Raw genomic sequence first — 18,571 nt, 5'->3', positions numbered from 1 at the left:
ACGACGGGGGTTATATGAAAGAAACAATAGGAAATGTTCTTTTGAACCTGGATTATTATGACGGCGAAGATGCTTACAGCGACGGCAGCATTGAGGACCGGCTGCTGGAGATCGTCAAGACGACGCCGAAAGAGGATTACCAGAAGGTAATCCTCACAGAAAAAAGCTGGCCGATTTTTTATCATCTCTCTCCGGAACGGGAAAATATTCTGGACTGGTATGAGTGGAAAGACGATGCTTCCGTATTTGAAGTCGGAGCCGGCTGCGGAGCCATTTCCGGCGTGCTCTGCAGAAATGCAAAGCGGGTAGTGGCAAACGATCTGTCGAAGCGGCGCAGTACGATCAATGCCTACAAAAATCAGGATGCGTCCAACCTGGAGATTATGGTTGGAAACTTTAATGTTGTTGCAGAAAAAATGGAAGAACGCTTCGATTACGTGACACTGATCGGTGTTCTGGAGTATGCAAAAAGCTATATTGGAAAGGATAATCCGTATCCGGAATATCTGGAAAAGATCAATCGTCTCTTAAAACCGGGCGGAAAAATCCTGATTGCGATTGAGAACCGTCTGGGACTGAAGTATTTTGCCGGCTGCAGGGAAGACCATGTGGGCCGGGAATTTGTCGGAATTGAAGGATATCCGGGGATCGATTTTGTCGAGACATTCAGCAAACCGGAGCTGGAGCAGATGCTGCAGGAAAACGGTTTTTCGAAGTTTAAGTTTTATTATCCTTATCCGGATTACAAATTTCCGGCGGTCATTTATTCGGATGAATATCTGCCGAAGCCGGGTGAATTGAGAAAAAATCAGCGGAATTTTGATGCTGACAGGATCACACTTTTTGACGAAGGCAAAGCATTTGACGGAATCCTGAAGTCCGGTCTGTTTCCGGTTTTTTCCAATTCCTTTCTGATTGAAGTGGAGAAAAAGGAGTAAACGTATGAGGAAAGTTCTGTATACGAAATTTTCGAGAGAACGTCGGAACGAATTTCAGATTATGACCCGGATTACAGAAGAGGATGGGATCCGGCGTGTGTGGAAGCTTCCGCTGCAGAAAGAGGGAGAACTCCACATCCGGCATATGTATGAAAACTATAGAAAGCTGGAGCATCTGTACGCCTATGCGGACGTACAGATCTGCCCATGCGAACTGGATGAAGAAAAATGCGCGCTTGCATTTCCTTTTGTAGAAGGGGAAAGTCTGGAAACGCGCATTTCCCGTCATGGAAAAGAAAAAGATTTTGCATCGCTGAAAAAGGATTATGAACTGCTGTATCAGATCATTGCATCGGCAAAAGGGCAGAAATCCTTTGTGGAAACCGATGCGTTCTGTGAGGTGTTCGGCCATCCGGCATTGAAAGAAAGACTTGCCGCAGCGGAGATTTCCAATATTGACATGATTCCGGGCAACCTTCTTCTGGATGGAGAAAAGGTCTGGGTGGCAGACTACGAGTGGGTATTCCCGTTTGCCGTACCGATTGCATTTATCTATGCGCGGAGCGTCTTTTTACAGGAGGCGGCGAGTGCACTGACGAAGGAAGAGCAGGAAGAACTGTACGCCATTGGCGGTATTTCCATGGAAGAGATTCCGGTATACTACCATATGGAAGAGTGCTTCCAGGAATTCGCGGCCGGAAAGGGTGAGCCAAATGCGCTCGCCACGTTCTATGGAAAACTGCACCGGCACAATTATCCGCTTTCCATCTGGGAAAAAGAAAAAATGATGTACCCGGTTGTGCTCACCGAAACAGCACCGGAGGAGAGAGAACTCTATTATGAGGACTGCTTCGGCTTGGATGAGCAGAAGGTGATGATGCTTGAAAAGGCAGACGCGGACGGAGAGCTTTCCCTTCAGCTGATGCAAGAGGGGGCTGTCATTAAAATCCGTTCTCTCGCGGGCGTATGCAGCGATGGAAAGACGGAACGTATCGCTTTTTCGCACAACGCCGAGCTTGAGATTATCGACGACTATTATTTCCTTGGAACGCCGGTTCTGAAATTCCGGAATGCCGGTTATGAACAGATCCGGATTGATTACCGGATTTACTACAAAGGCGATGGCGTTACGTCCCAGTTTATTCAATATATCCGTCAGAATAAAGATCTGAGGGATGAACTGAACGGGGAGATTTATCGGAAAGGCCAGCTGCAGGCAGAAATCGAAGCAGAAAAAGCGGCACTTGCACACAGGGAAGAAGAACTCCAGGAAACGAGAAAACAGAAGCAGTTTCTGGAGGAAGAGCTGGAGCGGATGCGCCAGCGTAAGGTTGTGCGTATGGCAGATAAAGTGCAGCATGTGATAAAAAGGAGTAAATAACTATGGATGTATCCATTGTCATTCCTACCAAAAATGGTGGGCATCTGTTTGAAAAAGTGCTGGATGCCGTTTTCAAACAGAAGACAGAGTATGAATATGAAGTAATTTGCGTGGATTCCGGGTCAAAGGACGGAACGCTCGATGTGATCCGCAAATATCCATGCCGTTTGTTTCAGATTGAGCCGTCCGAATTTGGACATGGAAAAACGAGAAACTATGGTGCTTCCAAAGGAAACGGAACGTATATCATCTTTATTACGCAGGATGCGCTTCCAGCGACCGATACCTGGCTGCAGAATTTCATTGATGCCATGAAGATGGACCCGGAAATCGTGGGAGGATTCGGGATTCATTATCCGTATCCGGACTGCAATCTGCTTGACAAGCGTGATCTGGATGGCCATTTTAAAGGATTTGGAGAAACTAATACGATTTTCCACCTTGATGATCCGGAACGCTACGAAAGAGAAGAAGGATACCGCCATTATCTGGCGTTTTTCTCCGACAATAACTCCTGTATCCGAAGAGATATTTTTGAAAAATATCCGTATGAGGATGTCAACTTTGCCGAGGATCAGATCTGGGCGAGAAAGATGATTGAACTCGGATTCAAAAAAGTATACTGCCCGTATGCGCCAGTATATCATTCCCACAATTTCAAACTCAGAACGTATTTCAAACGGTATTATGATGAGCAGAAGGGATTATATGAAGTTCATCAGTATATGATTGCACAGAAATGGACGCAGCTTCCGGGCATGCTGTACCGGCAGGTGAGAGGGGACTGTGTGTATATCCGTCAGCAGCCGCTCAGCAAAAAAGAGAAAATCCACTGGGCATTTTATTCCCTGTTTCGCAATTTTGACCGCTTTGTGGGCGGCTATCTCGGCGGAAAATACCATCTGTATTCCAAACGGAAACAACAGTTCCTGGATCGTCACATTTCGCAGCAGTACGATCAGAGACATGCATAGAAGAAAGGAAAAAGAAACGTGAAAAAACCAAATGTGGCATACCGTGCGTTACGGTATCTGAAGAATCATGGATTAAAAGAAACGATTGAGCGCGCAAAACAGGGCAATGAGCCGGCTGTACCGCCGAAGAACAACGTCATCGGATTTTACAGATTTGTCGTAGACAACGATCCGATCCCGTTCAATCAAAAAGAGTATGAGAAACATAAAAACGACAAGAAAAAGATCCTGAATTGGGTTGTACCGGAAATGGGACCTGGTTCCGGCGGTCATACCACCATTTTCCGTTTTATTTCCAACCTGGAGCGCCTCGGTTTCCACAGTAGAGTTTATCTCTACATGTCCCCGAATTTTCAGGATAATGCGTCCATCCGCAAATTCCTAAAAGAGTACTTCCCGCTTCTTGTGCCGGAAGTAGAAGTTTACTGCGATGTATCCCAGATGAAATTTGCACATGCAACCGTAGCAACCTCCTGGACCACCGCTTACTACGTAAGAAAATTCCAGAATACGATTTCGAAGTTTTACTTCGTACAGGATTTCGAGCCGCATTTCTATGCACACGGTTCGGAGTATGAGTTTGCAGAGAACACGTACAAGATGGGATTCCGAGGAATCACAGCAGGAGACTGGCTGCGGGATATCATGAGAAATGAATACGGCATGCAGGCAGACAGCTTCCATTTCTCCTACGATGACAAGGTATATCAGCCGAAGGAAAAGCAGGACAACGAGAAGAGAGTTTTCTTCTATGCCCGCCCGGTTACCCCGAGACGTGATTTTGAGCTCGGTATGCTGGCACTCAATGAGCTGTGCCGCAGAATGCCGGAGATCGAGGTTGTTTTCGCGGGATGGGATGTCAGCGGCTATGAGATTCCGTTCAAACACAGAAATTTAGGTGTCGTAACACCGCAGGTGCTGGCAGATTCCTATGCGATCTGTGATATGTGCCTTGTTATTTCGAATACCAACCTTTCCCTCGTACCGTTCGAGGTTATGGCCTGCAACTCGGTCGCTGTCTGCTCCAAGGGTGCAAACAGCAGTTGGATGGTAAATGAGGAAAACTCCATTCTGGTTGACTATGATCCGATCCAGATCGCAGACAGAATGGAATATTACTTCAACCACCCGGATGAGCTGGCTACAATCCGCAAAAAGGGAATGGATTTCGTAAAGGGAACCTCCTGGTACAAAGAAGCCGAAAAAGTTTACGCAAGTATGCTAAAAGGAATTGAGGAAGATGAGAAAAAACTGCAGTAAGGATGTGAGCAGAGAACGCAGAATCGAGATTCTGTTTGTATTCGGCGTATTCCTGTTTTACTTTTTGTGGTCCTGTACGCAGCGATACAATTTCTCGTCGGATGAATCAATGCGGTATCAGATTCCACAGTTCATTTATGAATATGGGAAGCTTCCGCGGGGTGACGAACCGCTGATTCGGAATGAGGATTGGGGGATTTCCTATGCATTCAATCCGATTCTCTCCTATATGGCATCTGCAGTTTTGATGAAGGGGATGAGCCTGTTTTCCACGGATGAGTGGATGCTGCTCATTTCCGCCCGTTTTGTAAATGTTCTGCTGGGAGCGCTTACTGCCTGGGTGGTCTTAAAGACGGCAAAGCTGTTGTTTCCAAGACGCTACGCATGGATGTTTACGACTCTGGTGGTTTTCCTGCCGGGCAATGTGATTTTATATTCCTATGTCAACTGCGACGCGCTTGCAATGTGTTCGACGGCCATTATCTTTTATTCCTGGGTAAAGGCGTACAAAGAGGGATGGAGCTGGACCACGTGTGCGGTATCGGCCGTTGGAATGGGAATCTGTTTCTTGTCGTATTACAATGCGTATGGATTTATTCTGATGACGTTTTTCTACTTTGTGGGAACGATGCTGACGGACCAGTCGAAACCGGTCAAAGAACGATGGAAAGAAATGATCCAAAAAGGTCTTTTTATTTTGGTGATCGTCTGTGTCATTGCTCTGTGGTGGTTTATTCGAAATGCTATTCTCTATGGAGGAGATTTTCTGGGACGCCAGGCATCGAGCGCAAGCGCGGAACTGTATGCAAGATACCAGTACAAGCCGTCGCACAGCAAGACCTTCCAGAAAAAAGGAGGCTCCATGTTGCATATGATCTTCTATAAGCCGAGTTTTCTGGAACATGACTGGCTGGTAACAGTGCTGTACAGCTTTGTCGGCGCGTTTGGCTACAATAAGATTTATCTTTCCACGATGATTATTGTTCCGTACCTCTGCTGTCTTCTTGTCGGTCTCATTCTGATGCGGAACTGTTGCCAGAGAGACTTTTTCTTCTGGAATGCAGACGGCACGCAGACGGCTCTTACCGGAAAAACGAAGAGAAAATGGAGTAAACTGGGATGGTTTACCTGGGCTAATGTGTTTGCCCTGCTGATCCCGAATTATCTGAATGCGTATTACTCCTACAGTTCTGATTTTCAGCCGCAGGGACGATACAGCATGCCGATGCTGATTCCGCTGATGTATTTCGTGACGAAGGGTGTGCAGGCGTTCCTGAAACGGGAGAAAAAACTACAGAAGTATGAAAAATTGTTCTGTATTCTGGTCTGTGTGGCGGCAGCGGCATTAGCGGCATTTACTTGGGCGAGAATCATCTATCCGATGTACTTGCAGAACTACTACGGATTGCGGTAAGCGGAACAGAGAAAGAAAGCGGTGAAACGTTTGGAAAAAATTTCAGTGCTGACAGCAAAATTAAAAAAAGCTGTTGCAGAAGAAGGAATCGGCGGTCTGGCTGGGCGTACGAAAGGGTACCTTGCGCGGGCAAAAAAAGAAAAAGAGTTTCAGAGAGAAAAATCCCGGGTCTACCGGGATATTCTCTTTATCAGTGGCTGCAATGAACAGCTGCCGCATCCACACCGGTACCGCGTGGTGCATCAGATGGAGCAGCTGGAGGCAGGCGGATATACGTGTGATACGGTTTATTTTCAGGAGCTGAAGCCCTGGATGGTACGTTGCTACGGCGCGTTCGTGATTTTCCGCTGCCCGATGACGGACACCCTGCGGGAATTTGCCACAATGGCAAAGCAGATGAACAAGCCTCTGTGGTACGATGTGGATGATCTTGTGATCGATACGAAATACACCGATCAGATTCCGTTTCTCGACCGGATGCAGCCGGAAGAACGGCAGGCATACGATCAGAATGTCCGAAACATGGGCGAGCTGCTTTCCCTCTGCGATGCGGCGGTTACGACGACAGCGGCGCTGGCAGAAGAACTGAAGCAGTACGTACCGGAGGTGCTGATCAACCGCAACTGTGCGTCAGATGAGATGCTGCTACTGTCCGAGGCGGTGTTAAAAGAAAAACAGAAAAAGAACGAAGCAGATGGAACGGCGAAAAAAGTACGCCTTGGCTATTTCAGCGGCAGTGCGACGCATCTGGACGACATCGAGATGATCGTTCCGGTGTTGAAACAGTTGCTTGGCAAAAATCCGAACCTGGAACTCCTCATCGTGGGAATTCTGGAACTCCCGGTGGAGCTGAAACTGTTTGCTTCCCAGATCCAGATGGAGGGCTTTGTCGATTACCAAAAACTGCCGGAGCGGATTGCGTCGGTGGATATCAACTTGGCTCCGCTTACCGATACGATTTTTAACCGTGCGAAATCGGAAAATAAATGGGTGGAAGCGGCTCTGGTGCAGACTGTGACAGCAGCCAGCAATCTCGGCGCTTTTGCTGAGATGGTACAGGATGGAGAAGACGGCGTACTCTGCCGAGACGAAGCGGAGTGGTTGGAAAAACTGCAGTGGCTGATCGACGACGAACCGGCACGAAAAGCCATTGCCGGACGGGCATATGGCCGGTGCAGCCGCGAGTGTGTCACAATCTTTCATGCCACCGGGATTTGCGAGTGGGTGGAGCGCCACTGGAATCTACGCTGTGCCTTTGTGCTTCCAGCGATGGAGATCAGCGGAGGCATCCGCGTTGCACTTCTTCATGCGGAAATGCTGGTAAAAGCAGGAGCGCAGGTCAGCCTCTTTACTCTGGAAGGGGAGGCGGAGTGGTATCATGAGGGTGATTTCCATTTTCCGGTGCTGTCGGCCGAGCGAGAGAAACTGCAGGGAACGCTGGATCTTGCGGTAGCGACGATGTGGAATACCGCAGAGTTCGTCGAACAGTCCAGCAAGATCCGAAAGAAAAAATATCTGGTGCAGAATTTTGAAGTTGGATTTTATCCGCCGGGAAGCCCGTACCGGATCGCAACTTCGGCGACTTACCGGATGAGGAGCCCGATGGAGTACGTAACCATTTCCAAATGGTGTCAGAACTGGCTGCGGGAGGAATACCATACCGAAGCAGCCTATCTTCCGAACGGCATCGATCCGTCCTTCTATCCGAAACGGGGGCGGGATCTGCAGGGAAAAATTCGGATTCTGATCGAGGGAGACTGCAGCGCGGAGCATAAAAACGTGGACGAGAGCTTCCGTATCGTGGAACAGCTGGATCTGGAAAAATTCGAGATCTGGTACATGTCCTACAATGGAAATCCGAAATCCTGGTACCGCGTGGACCGCTTTTTACACCGGGTTCCATATGAAAAAACACCGGAAGTCTATGCGGCGTGTGATATCCTGCTGAAAACAAGCCTGCTGGAAAGCTTTTCCTATCCGCCGCTTGAGATGATGGCGTCCGGCGGCTACGTCGTTGCTGTGCCGAACGGTGGCAATCTGGAATACCTGAAAGATGGGGAAAACTGTATTCTCTATCCGCAGGGAAATCTCGCGGAGGCAAAAGCGGCGATTGAGCGTATTCTGACAGATGCGGAACTGAGGAAAAAACTGGATACGGGAGCAGAAGAGACGGTAAAGGAAAGAAACTGGAAAAGAATCGAACCACAGATTTTAGAACAGTATCTTGGAAAATAAATAAGCAACAAAAAGGGCTGTCGCACTAGCAAATATTTCTGGCGGTAGCTCTGCGTTATACCCAAATGGCATCGAAATCGGTTGCGTTTTCGATGCCATTCTTTACTTCTTATAGGAAAGTTCGACTTCCGTCGAACTCTTGAATCAGGATCACCCGTTGGACGGGAGGTCCTGATTGCTTATAAATTAGAAGATCAGTGTCGTTTGTTTCGGTTATTGCGGCGTCTGTTTCTGCGTTTCCGTCTCTTTTTCGCGTTGTTGATCACGACAATGATCAGAATCAGAAAAGCGACACCGTTCAGGCCAAGCAGAATATAGAGCAGTGTGGAGAAAAAAGAAATTTTCTTGGTTTCTTCCGGTGTTGGAATATCTGTGCTGTCGGTTTCTTCTGATGAATCGGAGGAAACCGAAGAACTGTCGGAAACAGTACCTGGAGCGGAAACCTCGGCTGTTCCGATGAAGTGATCATCGAAAAAATACTGGCGGGTGTACGGTTCCTCAACGGAAGCGCCGTCCGGATCGGTGTAGGTTGCAGTTTCAATTTTCGCATCCTTTGGAAGCGTTACCACACCGGAAAGACTTTCCTTTTTTGCGTTCTTCAGGGTATAATGTGTAAAATTATCATAACCGAAATCAAGTACGGTACGGGTATCGTTGATATAATCGAGGTTATCACAGGTTAAAACAACGCAGACCAGCGTCATATTGCCTCGCTTGGCAGCGGTAACGAGTGTGTTGTGTGCCTCATCGGTATAACCGGTCTTTCCGGCGAAAGCACCCTTGTATCCCCACTGACCGTCCTGGAACAGCAATGCGTGGTGGTTCTGAAGATCACGCGGTGTCGAGGTCATATTGGTCGGCTGAATTGTGTAGGTCAGATCGGACTCGATGCGGCAGAAGGTCTCGTTTTTGATGCACTCCTGCATAATGAGTGCCATATCGTGTGCACTGGTGTAGTGGTTCGGATCTGGCAGACCGTTTGCATTGACAAAATGGGTATTCGTGCAACCAAGTGCAGCGGCGCGTTCGTTCATCATGGCGGCGAAACCTTCCTCGCTTCCGGCAATGTCGATGGCAAGCTGTGTGCAGACCTCATTTGCCGAGGCAAGAAGAATCGCGTGAAGAGCATCCTCCACTGTGATCGTTTCGCCAAGCTGAACGTTGATGCGGGCATTTCCCGGAATGGATTCGCTGACAGCATGTTCGCCGAAGGTAACGGTGTCGGTCATCTGCTTGTTTTCAATGATCAGCAGAGCCGTCAGAATCTTGGTGATGCTGGCAGGATAGCGCTGCTCGTCCATGTTTTTATCGTATAAAACAGCACCAGTATCGGCATCGAGTAAACAGACAGCGCCGGAATTGTTTTCCGGTCCTTCGGGCCAGGTGGTGACTGTTTTTTTATCGGTTGTGGCAAAAATCGTCTGCGGGAGGCAGGACGCGGCAAAAACAAAAGCAAGCAACAGGCATAAAAATGTGCGGGCTGCAGAATTCTTTCTAATCATAACTCACTCCTTCTGATCCAGCGGGTACAGCTGCATAAGACTGTCCGGGCAGCGGATCTCTCTAAAATGTATTAGACACACTTTTATTATTATAACATAAAGCGAGCAGGGAAGAAACACATAATTTCTTAATATTTTCAGTCGGGATTTGCAAAATGCAGTAAAATAGAGTATAATGCGAACGAGTTCATACGGAAAAAACAAAAAACCTGAAAAACAAAAACCCCAAGGAGTTAAAAAAAGTGTCAGATATGAAATGGCTCCGTTTTATACGGAAATTGAAACCTTACAACATACAGAAGGGACTGCGTTACCTGAAACATTATGGCCCAAAGGAATTCCTGATCCGTCTTTCGGAGAGGATGGAGCCGGAGGAGGTTCCGTACGGACCGTGGCGGGAGCAGTACTGCGCAAAAGAGGAGGACCTGGCGTGTCAGAAAAATCATAAATTTTCTTATTGTCCGAAGATCAGCGTTGTTGTTCCGGCTTACCGTACGCCGGAAATTTTTCTGCGTCAGATGATCGAATCCCTGGAAAAACAGAGTTATGAAAACTGGGAACTGGTGATCGGAAATGCCAGCCCGGAGGATGAGACGATGGCGCGCATCCTGAAAGAGTATACCGGAAAAGATCCGCGCGTAAAGAACGTTCCGATTCCGGAAAATATCGGCATTGCAGAGAATACAAATGCAGCGCTTGCCGCAGCAGCGGGAAATTTCGTCGGTTTTATGGATCACGACGATCTGCTTGCGCCGGATGCACTCTTTGAAATTGCCATCCGTCTGGAAAAAGATCCGTCCATCGATGCTTTTTATACCGATGAGGACAAGGTACGGACCGATCTGTCCGAGTATTTCCAGCCGCATTTCAAACCGGATTTCAATCTGGATCTGCTGCGGTCAAACAATTATATCTGCCATTTCTTCGTTGTACGGCGGGAGATTGCGGAGAAAACCGGCGGCCTTCGTCCGGAATACAATGGGGCGCAGGATTATGATTATATCTTCCGCTGCACGGAAATGGCGGGAAAAATTGTACACATTCCGAGAGTTTTATATCACTGGAGGGTCCACAGCGCTTCCACCGCAGACAATCCGGCAAGCAAGCTGTACGCGTATGAGGCTGGAAAAAAGGCAATTGAGGGAAACCTTGCGCGCTGCGGCGAAGAGGGAACCGTCACACTGCGTTCGGATTATGGCTTCTACGATGTAGATTATAAACTGCAGGGAACGCCTCTGGTTTCGATTCTGATCCCGAACAAGGATCAGGCCGATACGTTACGCACCTGTCTGGAATCCATTAAGAAGTGCATGTATCCATCCTATGAGATTCTGATTATTGAGAACAACAGCACTGAGGAAGCAACGTTTTCCTATTACAAAGAACTCGAAGCACAGGGCATCCGTGTCCTGAAGTATCCAAAACAGGGCTTTAACTATTCTGCGATCAATAATTTCGGCGTCAAAGAGGCAAAGGGAGAGTATCTCCTGTTTCTCAATAACGATATGGAAATCATCACACCCGATTTTATGGAAAAGATGGTATCCAATCTGCAGAGACCGCAGATCGGGGCGGTCGGCGCGAAGCTGTATTACCCGGACAACACGGTGCAGCATGCGGGTATCATCATCGGTATCGGCGGCATTGCGGGCCACGCCTTTTTAGGACTGGCGCGCGGAAGAAGCGGCTACCTGCATAAGGCATCGCTCCAGATGAATGTGAGTGCGGTGACAGCAGCGTGCATGATGATGAAAAAAGAGGTCTTTGAGGAGGTCGGCGGCTTTGAAGAAGAACTGTCCGTCGCTTTCAATGATGTTGATCTGTGCCTGCGCATTGGAAAAGCAGGTTATAAAATCGTATACAATCCGCACGTGGAGCTGTACCATTATGAATCGAAATCCAGGGGAGCAGAGGATGACGAGAAGAAGGTGCGCCGCTTCCAGTCGGAAATCGAATTTATGCGCAGCCGCTGGATTGGGCTGTTAAAGGCAGGAGATCCCTGCTACAATCCAAATTTAACGCTGGCATCGTGGAACTATGGACTGCGTGCCGATGGCAGGGGAGTAAAACCATGGACAAAGTAGCAGTTGTAATACCAAATTATAATGGATACCGATATCTGGAGACATGCTTTGCGGCGCTTGCAAAGCAGACCTTTACGGAATTTACCACATATTTCGTGGACAATGGTTCACAGGATGAGAGCTGTGCGTTTCTGCGGGAACACTACCCGGAGACGAAAATCATCCAGCTCGATGATAACTATGGCTTCAGCCGTGCGGTCAACGAAGGCATCCGCCAGTCGAAGGAGCCGTATGTGATCCTTTTAAACAACGACACCGAAGTGTTCCAGGACTTTGTCGAGCGCCTTTATGAGGGAATCTGTAAAAGAAAGAATGCGTTTGCATGCAGCGCAAAGCTGATTTCCTATCAGGAGCGTGATAAAATCGACGATGCGGGAAATTACTATAATATGCTGGGATGGGCATTCGCAAGAGGAAAAGGAAAACCGGTCAGTGAATTTGAAACGTCCGACCGGATTTTTGCGGCCTGCGCCGGAGCAGCGATCTACCGCCGGGAATTTCTGGAAAAGACAGGACTTTTTGACGAAGAACATTTTGCTTATCTGGAAGATACCGACATCGGCTATCGTGCGCGGCTTTTGGGCTACGAGAACTGGTATGAGCCGTCCGCGAAGGTTTACCACGTCGGAAGCGGAACGAGCGGCTCCCGGTATAACCTCTTTAAAATCCGTTATTCTTCCAGGAACAATATTTATCTGATCTATAAAAATATGCCGGTTTTACAGATTTTGCTTAACCTGCCGGCCTTTATCCTCGGCTTTTCGGCAAAACTGGTCTTTTTTGCATCGAAGGGATATGGAAAAGAATATCTGGCAGGAATCAAGAATGGTTTTTTCATCTGCCGGAAGCCGGAAAACAGAGCAAAAAAGATCCGTTTTGAGTGGAAGCGCCTCGGCACGTATTTTGTCATCGAATGGGAGCTTTTTATCAATGTGTTCCGGAGATTTCTGGAGAGGGCATAAGGATTCTTTCAAAAGATTACGAAAAAGTTAAAAAGTTTACGGAAATAAGAAGAATGTTAGAAAAATATGATTGCTCTTTTTTGGAACTTATTGTATAGTTAGGGGTAGGGAATTTTTAAATCCCGAAAAAAACAGATAAGGTGAACGAATTTGATCAACGATAATCAGAAATATTTTGACCGGATGCACGTTCTGATCGATGCCCTGGTGCTCGCACTTTCCTACGTACTGTCCTGGTACTGCTATGTGCGGCTGGGCGTTATGAATAATCATCCGGAGAGGGGAATTCTACCGCCGGCGACGTATATGATGGCACTGCTCTATATCGTGCCCGGCTATCTGCTGCTTTACTATGCATTCAATCTCTATGCATCCAAGCGTTTTCAGGGAAGACGTCTGGAATTTGCCAATATCTTAAAAGCGAATACGGTTGGATTTCTGGTCTGGCTGGCCAGCCTTTACATGGTGCGCCAGGTTCACTTTTCCCGTGGTATGCTCTGCATCTTCTTTGTGCTGAATGTGACACTGGAAACGATCGTAAGAAATCTGATCCACTATATCTTAAGCAATATGTGGAAACACGGCCGCAACCAGAAGCAGATTCTGATGGTCGGCTACAGCCGTGCGACCGAGGAATACATTGACCGGATCATTGCAAACCCAGAGTGGGGCTATCTCGTCCGCGGAATCCTCGATGACCATGTCAAAGCGGGAACGATGTACCGCGGTGTCAAGGTTCTTGGAAGAATCAACAATCTTTCAGTCATTCTGCCGGAAAACAAACTGGATGAAATTGCCATTACCCTTGGCCTGAACGAATACTTCCGCCTGGAGGAGATCGTTGCCATGTGTGAAAAATCCGGCGTACATACCCAGTTTGTGCCGGATTACCACAACATCATTCCGACAAAGCCGTACACAGAAGACCTGCAGGGACTTCCTGTCATCAATATCCGCTATGTGCCGCTTTCCAACACGTTCAACGCGATGCTGAAACGGATTGTGGATATTTTCGGCGCGTTCGTGGCGATCATTCTGTTCTCACCGGTGATGCTGTTTTCCTGCATCATGATCAAGCTGACCTCACCGGGTCCGCTGATCTACCGTCAGACACGCGTCGGACTGCACAACAAACCGTTTGAAATGTACAAGTTCCGTTCGATGGAAGTTCAGACGGAGGAGAAAGAAAAGAAGGCATGGACCGTGAAGAATGACCCGCGTGTGACGGGATTTGGAAAATTCATGCGCCATACCAGCATTGATGAGCTTCCACAGCTCTTTAACATCTTAAAAGGAGATATGAGCCTGGTCGGACCGCGGCCGGAGCGACCTTTCTTTGTGGAAAAATTCCGGGAGGAAATCCCGCGTTATATGGTAAAACATCAGGTGCGTCCCGGTCTTACGGGGTGGGCACAGGTGAATGGATACCGGGGAGACACTTCCATCCGAAAGCGTATTGACTGTGATCTGTATTATATTGAAAACTGGACGCTGGGACTTGATTTTAAAATTCTGTTCCTGACCTTTTTCAAAGGATTTGTGAATAAAAACGCTTACTAAAAGATAAGGGGAAAAGAGATGTCGAAGAAGAATTACAAAAAGAGCAGAAAATACAAAAAAATGCGCCGCAGAAAAATAATTTTCGGAATTGAAATCACCGTTCTGCTGATTCTTTCCGGAATTCTGTTCGTCTACGCATGGATCAACCGTTCGATGGATAAGATGAATCAGGATACGCTGGACAGCTCCCAGATTCAGATCAACAGTGAAGTAAAGGCAAATACCGATCTCTCACAGATGTCCGGTACACAGGTCATCGCGCTGGTCGGCGTGGATGCCAGAGGTGTGAAAGGCTCCGAGCTGGCAGAAAGCATGAACAGTGACACTATTATTCTCTGTTGTATTGATCACGACAAGCAGGAAATCCGTATGGTGTCGATTATGCGTGACACCTGGATGAATATGGCGAAATATACCGATGAATATTATGAGTTTGACAAAGCCAATTCCGCCTATAACCGCGGCGGTCCGGAGAGTATGCTCTCCATGCTGAATACAAACCTTGACCTTGCACTGACCGATTACGTTACCGTAAACTTCAAGGCACTCGCCGATGCGATTGATGTCTTGGGCGGTCTCGACATCGAGATGACAAATGCAGAGTGTGTTCATGCAAACAACTACAACAGAGAGGTATCGGAAGCACAGGGCGTAGAGTATGAAGCTATTCCGTATGATGAGGACCTTGGGGATGATTACAGCGAAGTACGTCATGTCAGCGGTGCACTTGCAACCTCCTATGCGCGGATCCGTTACGGCGGCGGCGACGATGCGAAACGTACGAGCCGTCAGCGAATCGTCATCAATCTCATGGTACAGAAGATTAAACAGAATCCGACCAAGATTCCGGAGATTCTGGATAAAGTGATGGGAAATGTCAGCACCAGCCTTACCAAAAACGAAATTCTGGAGCTTGGCATGCATGCAGTAACGTACAAAATGGGAACATCTTATGCATATCCGTTCCAGCTGTGTTATGGAGAAAATGTAGAAAGCGCACTTGGCGTTGATGTCGTAATTCCGGTTACACTGGAACACAATGTAAAGGAACTGCACGCTTATCTGTATCCGGCGATGAGCTATGATCCATCTGCAGCCGTGATAGAGTACAGTGACTATATTGCAAGAGAGAGCGGCTACGATGATGATATGATTGAGTATGTACTGAATCAGGGACCGGGCGCTGCAACAGATTCTGTGGTAGCAGGAGATTAAAATACAGGGAGAATACGACAAGATGAGTCAATATACCGTTGATGTCATGATACCAACGTATAAACCAGGGCAGGAGTTCGCAGAACTTCTGCCCCGCCTTTTAAAACAGACTTACCCGATCCGTTCGATCCGGGTCGTGAATACGGGGAAAAAGTTCTGGAATCCGGCGTGGGAGCAGCTTTCAGACAAGATTATGGTGGAGCATATTCAGCCGAGCGAGTTCGACCACGGCGGAACGAGAAGGGAGATGGCAGAAAGTTCAGATGCGGATCTTCTACTTTTTATGACCCAGGATGCCATGCCGTACGATAATGCGTGCGTGGAACATCTGGTGGAAAAATTTTCACTGCCGCATGTGAAGGCGGCCTATGCGCGGCAGCTTCCGCGGGATGACTGCCGTACACTGGAACGGTTTACGAGAGGCTTTAACTATCCGGACGAGAGTGATATCAAGGATGCCGGTGATCTGCCAAAACTTGGTGTTAAGACTTTTTTCTGTTCCAATGTCTGTGCAATGTATGACCGCAGGACATATGAAGAGCTGGGTGGATTTGTAGAAAGCACCTTGTTTAACGAAGATATGATCTATGCCGGGCATCTTGTGCAGGCGGGCTATGCGATTGCCTATGCGGCAGATGCGAAGGTGGTACATTCCCACAATTACGGTTGTCTGGCACAGCTTCACCGCAATTTCGACCTCGGTGTATCCCAGGCACAGCATCCGGAGATCTTTGATGCGTATCCGTCTGAGAGTGAGGGAATCCGTATGGTGAAAAAATCGGCATCCTACGTCTGCAAAATTCATAAGCCGTGGCTGCTCGTCACTTTATTCTTTCAAAGCGGATTCAAATATGTGGGCTACTTCCTCGGAAAACGATACAAAAGCCTTCCGGACAGTGTAATCCGCTGGTGTACCTCAAACAAAACATGGTGGGAATATCACGGAAAGATACGAAAAAAACGAAATAGAAGATAAGTGAAAGTAAAAAACAAAAATAAAAAGATCTTGTAAGTAAATACGAAATGCTCCATAAGGTTGACAGAGAACGGAGCAGAGTGGTAAAAAAGTAAAGAACAAGAAATTAGAAGGCGGCATAACCTGAAAACAGAACAAGGGTGCCGCCTTTTACTGTTAGGAGGAAAAAATCTATGTGTGGAATTGTTGGATATATTGGAACCTGCCAGGCTGCCCCGGTGCTGCTGGACGGATTGTCAAAGCTGGAGTACCGCGGATACGATTCGGCCGGAATTGCTGTATACGATGGAAACAAAATTCAGATGCAGAAAGCAATGGGCCGTCTGAAGGTGCTTGAGGAAATGACACAAAATGGAGCGACACTTCCGGGTACCGTAGGAATCGGACATACGAGATGGGCAACGCATGGGGCACCTTCCGATCTGAATGCACATCCGCATTTCAATAAAGACCACTCGATTGTCGTTGTACACAATGGAATTATTGAGAATTATCTGAAATTAAAGAAAAAACTGATGTCCAAAGGATATGAGTTCCTTTCGGAGACAGATACCGAGGTAATTGCCCATATGCTGGATTACTATTATAACGGCGATCCGCTTGCAACGATCACAAAGGTTATGCACCGTATGGAGGGATCGTATGCACTGGGTATCCTGTTCCGCGACCATCCGGATGAGGTGTATGCGGTCCGTAAAGACAGCCCGCTGATCGTTGGTACAAGTAAGAGCGGAAACCTGATTGCATCCGACGTTCCGGCTGTACTGAAATATACAAGAGATGTCTATTTTCTGGAAAATGAGGAGATTGTCAAGCTGACCCGAGACGGCCTTCATTTTTACAATATCGATGAGGAGGAGCTGCAAAAGGAGCCTACGCACATCGAATGGGATATGAATGCCGCAGAGAAAGGCGGCTATGAGCATTTTATGCTGAAAGAGATGCATGAGCAGCCAAAAGCCGTAAAAGATACGCTGACCCCACGCATCAAGAATGGTGACGTAGTGATCGAGGAGCTTGGCATGACGGACGAAGAGATCCGTGCAATCAGCAAGATCTTTATTGTTGCCTGTGGTTCTGCATATCACACCGGTGTAACCGCAAAATACATCTTCGAAAAGCTGGCAAGAATCCCGGTTGAGGTAGATCTGGCAAGCGAATTCCGCTACCGTGATCCGATTCTGCCGGAAAATACGCTCGTGGTCATCGTCAGCCAGTCGGGTGAGACGGCCGATACCCTCGCGGCTCTCCGCCTTGCAAAAGAAAAGGGCGTGCGTACCCTTGGCATCGTAAATGTAGTTGGAAGTTCGATTGCAAGAGAGGCAGACAATGTCATGTACACCTGGGCCGGTCCGGAGATCGCTGTTGCGACAACGAAAGCGTACAGCACACAGCTTATCGCGCAGTATCTTCTGGCGATGAAGTTTGCCAAAGTACGCGGAACCGTTTCACAGAATGACTTCGATGCAATGATCCAGAGCCTTGAGCGCCTGCCGGAGCAGATTTCCCTGCTGCTGTCCCACAAGGAGAACGTACAGCGTTTTGCCAACCGTTATCTTGCGGCAGAACACGTCTTTTTCATCGGACGCGGCATCGACTATGCAATCTCGATGGAGGGCTCCCTGAAGCTGAAAGAGATTTCCTACATCCATTCCGAGGCGTATGCAGCCGGTGAGCTGAAACACGGAACCATTTCCCTGATTGAGGACGGACGCCTTGTCGTAGCCGTGCTGACCCAGCCGGAGCTCTACAAGAAAACGATCAGCAATATTCAGGAAGTGAAGACACGAGGCGCGTTTGTTATGGCGGTAACGACCGTTGGCAATACAGAAGTGGAAAAAGTAGCCGACTACGTAGTTTACTTGCCGGAGACAAATCCGATTTTTGCAAACTCCCTGGCGATCATTCCGCTGCAGCTCTTTGGCTACTACGTATCGATCGGCAGAGGCCTCGATGTGGATAAACCGAGAAACTTGGCGAAATCCGTTACGGTAGAATAAAAACCGCAGCATAAAATTCCTCTTTTTTCAAAATTATCACAGTTTCAACACAATTCTAACGTACAATAGG

Annotated in this window: 13 protein-coding genes; 12 read left to right on the top strand and 1 reads right to left on the bottom strand. The window is 47.8% G+C overall.

Annotated elements, in window-relative coordinates:
• Nucleotides 1-14: 14 nt before the first annotated feature.
• Genes DW642_RS03060 through DW642_RS03035 form a run of 6 tightly spaced genes read left to right on the top strand, consistent with a single transcriptional unit; the run spans nucleotide 15 to nucleotide 8,202 of the window.
• On the top strand, nucleotides 15-938 hold the full coding sequence (locus DW642_RS03060; protein ID WP_055227563.1) for a class I SAM-dependent methyltransferase: 924 nt from the start codon (nucleotides 15-17) through the stop codon (nucleotides 936-938).
• A gap of 4 nt (nucleotides 939-942) precedes the next feature.
• The gene (locus DW642_RS03055) at nucleotides 943-2,319 is read left to right on the top strand and encodes a hypothetical protein (RefSeq protein ID WP_117509231.1); all 1,377 of its coding nucleotides are present in this window, start codon (nucleotides 943-945) and stop codon (nucleotides 2,317-2,319) included.
• A 2-nt stretch (nucleotides 2,320-2,321) separates the two neighbouring features.
• Nucleotides 2,322-3,293 carry a glycosyltransferase family 2 protein gene (locus DW642_RS03050; RefSeq protein WP_022462975.1) on the top strand — a complete coding sequence of 324 codons (972 nt, stop codon included), beginning with the start codon at nucleotides 2,322-2,324 and terminating at the stop codon, nucleotides 3,291-3,293.
• An 18-nt stretch (nucleotides 3,294-3,311) separates the two neighbouring features.
• Nucleotides 3,312-4,553 carry a rhamnosyltransferase WsaF family glycosyltransferase gene (locus DW642_RS03045; RefSeq protein WP_242991109.1) on the top strand — a complete coding sequence of 414 codons (1,242 nt, stop codon included), beginning with the start codon at nucleotides 3,312-3,314 and terminating at the stop codon, nucleotides 4,551-4,553.
• On the top strand, nucleotides 4,534-5,967 hold the full coding sequence (locus DW642_RS03040) for an ArnT family glycosyltransferase (protein ID WP_117509230.1): 1,434 nt from the start codon (nucleotides 4,534-4,536) through the stop codon (nucleotides 5,965-5,967). Before DW642_RS03045 ends, DW642_RS03040 begins: the two co-directional genes overlap by 20 nt.
• A gap of 30 nt (nucleotides 5,968-5,997) precedes the next feature.
• Nucleotides 5,998-8,202, top strand: a complete 2,205-nt coding sequence (locus DW642_RS03035; protein WP_055265468.1) for a glycosyltransferase — start codon at nucleotides 5,998-6,000, stop codon at nucleotides 8,200-8,202.
• Nucleotides 8,203-8,396: 194 nt separating this feature from the next.
• Here DW642_RS03035 and DW642_RS03030 read toward each other — a convergent pair whose 3' ends face one another.
• Nucleotides 8,397-9,704 carry a D-alanyl-D-alanine carboxypeptidase family protein gene (locus DW642_RS03030; RefSeq protein ID WP_117509229.1) on the bottom strand — a complete coding sequence of 436 codons (1,308 nt, stop codon included), beginning with the start codon at nucleotides 9,702-9,704 and terminating at the stop codon, nucleotides 8,397-8,399.
• 251 nt (nucleotides 9,705-9,955) lie between these two features.
• Here DW642_RS03030 and DW642_RS03025 point away from each other — a divergent pair, with 251 nt between their 5' ends.
• The 6 genes from DW642_RS03025 (at nucleotide 9,956) to glmS (ending at nucleotide 18,501) form a co-directional block, all read left to right on the top strand.
• Nucleotides 9,956-11,788 carry a glycosyltransferase family 2 protein gene (locus DW642_RS03025; protein ID WP_117509228.1) on the top strand — a complete coding sequence of 611 codons (1,833 nt, stop codon included), beginning with the start codon at nucleotides 9,956-9,958 and terminating at the stop codon, nucleotides 11,786-11,788.
• A complete protein-coding gene (locus DW642_RS03020; RefSeq protein WP_117509227.1) occupies nucleotides 11,776-12,750 on the top strand; it encodes a glycosyltransferase family 2 protein in 975 nt (324 codons plus the stop codon). Before DW642_RS03025 ends, DW642_RS03020 begins: the two co-directional genes overlap by 13 nt.
• 150 nt (nucleotides 12,751-12,900) lie before the next feature.
• Entirely contained in the window at nucleotides 12,901-14,310 is a 1,410-nt protein-coding gene (locus DW642_RS03015) for an undecaprenyl-phosphate glucose phosphotransferase (protein WP_117509226.1), read from the top strand.
• Between the two features lie 18 nt (nucleotides 14,311-14,328).
• Nucleotides 14,329-15,525, top strand: a complete 1,197-nt coding sequence (locus tag DW642_RS03010; RefSeq protein WP_117509225.1) for an LCP family protein — start codon at nucleotides 14,329-14,331, stop codon at nucleotides 15,523-15,525.
• A 22-nt stretch (nucleotides 15,526-15,547) separates the two neighbouring features.
• Nucleotides 15,548-16,501 carry a glycosyltransferase family 2 protein gene (locus DW642_RS03005; RefSeq protein WP_117509224.1) on the top strand — a complete coding sequence of 318 codons (954 nt, stop codon included), beginning with the start codon at nucleotides 15,548-15,550 and terminating at the stop codon, nucleotides 16,499-16,501.
• A 173-nt stretch (nucleotides 16,502-16,674) separates the two neighbouring features.
• Complete coding sequence (gene glmS / locus DW642_RS03000; RefSeq protein WP_117509223.1) at nucleotides 16,675-18,501, top strand: glutamine--fructose-6-phosphate transaminase (isomerizing); 1,827 nt, start codon at nucleotides 16,675-16,677, stop codon at nucleotides 18,499-18,501.
• The last annotated feature ends 70 nt before the right edge of the window (nucleotides 18,502-18,571 follow it).

The sequence above is a fragment of the Blautia sp. AM23-13AC genome (assembly GCF_003435675.1).
Classification (GTDB): domain Bacteria; phylum Bacillota; class Clostridia; order Lachnospirales; family Lachnospiraceae; genus Fusicatenibacter; species Fusicatenibacter saccharivorans.
Note: the sequence above shows the minus strand (reverse complement) of the source record. Positions and strands in the feature narration are given on the sequence as shown.

Excerpts from the sequence above, each read along its gene's own strand:
- DW642_RS03060 (WP_055227563.1), top strand. The coding sequence starts at position 15 with ATGAAAGAAACAATAGGAAATGTTCTTTTGAACCTGGATTATTATGAC.
- DW642_RS03055 (WP_117509231.1), top strand. The coding sequence starts at position 943 with ATGAGGAAAGTTCTGTATACGAAATTTTCGAGAGAACGTCGGAACGAA.
- DW642_RS03050 (WP_022462975.1), top strand. The coding sequence starts at position 2,322 with ATGGATGTATCCATTGTCATTCCTACCAAAAATGGTGGGCATCTGTTT.
- DW642_RS03040 (WP_117509230.1), top strand. The coding sequence starts at position 4,534 with ATGAGAAAAAACTGCAGTAAGGATGTGAGCAGAGAACGCAGAATCGAG.
- DW642_RS03030 (WP_117509229.1), bottom strand. The coding sequence starts at position 9,704 with ATGATTAGAAAGAATTCTGCAGCCCGCACATTTTTATGCCTGTTGCTT.
- DW642_RS03025 (WP_117509228.1), top strand. The coding sequence starts at position 9,956 with ATGAAATGGCTCCGTTTTATACGGAAATTGAAACCTTACAACATACAG.
- DW642_RS03020 (WP_117509227.1), top strand. The coding sequence starts at position 11,776 with ATGGACAAAGTAGCAGTTGTAATACCAAATTATAATGGATACCGATAT.
- DW642_RS03010 (WP_117509225.1), top strand. The coding sequence starts at position 14,329 with ATGTCGAAGAAGAATTACAAAAAGAGCAGAAAATACAAAAAAATGCGC.
- DW642_RS03005 (WP_117509224.1), top strand. The coding sequence starts at position 15,548 with ATGAGTCAATATACCGTTGATGTCATGATACCAACGTATAAACCAGGG.
- glmS (WP_117509223.1), top strand. The coding sequence starts at position 16,675 with ATGTGTGGAATTGTTGGATATATTGGAACCTGCCAGGCTGCCCCGGTG.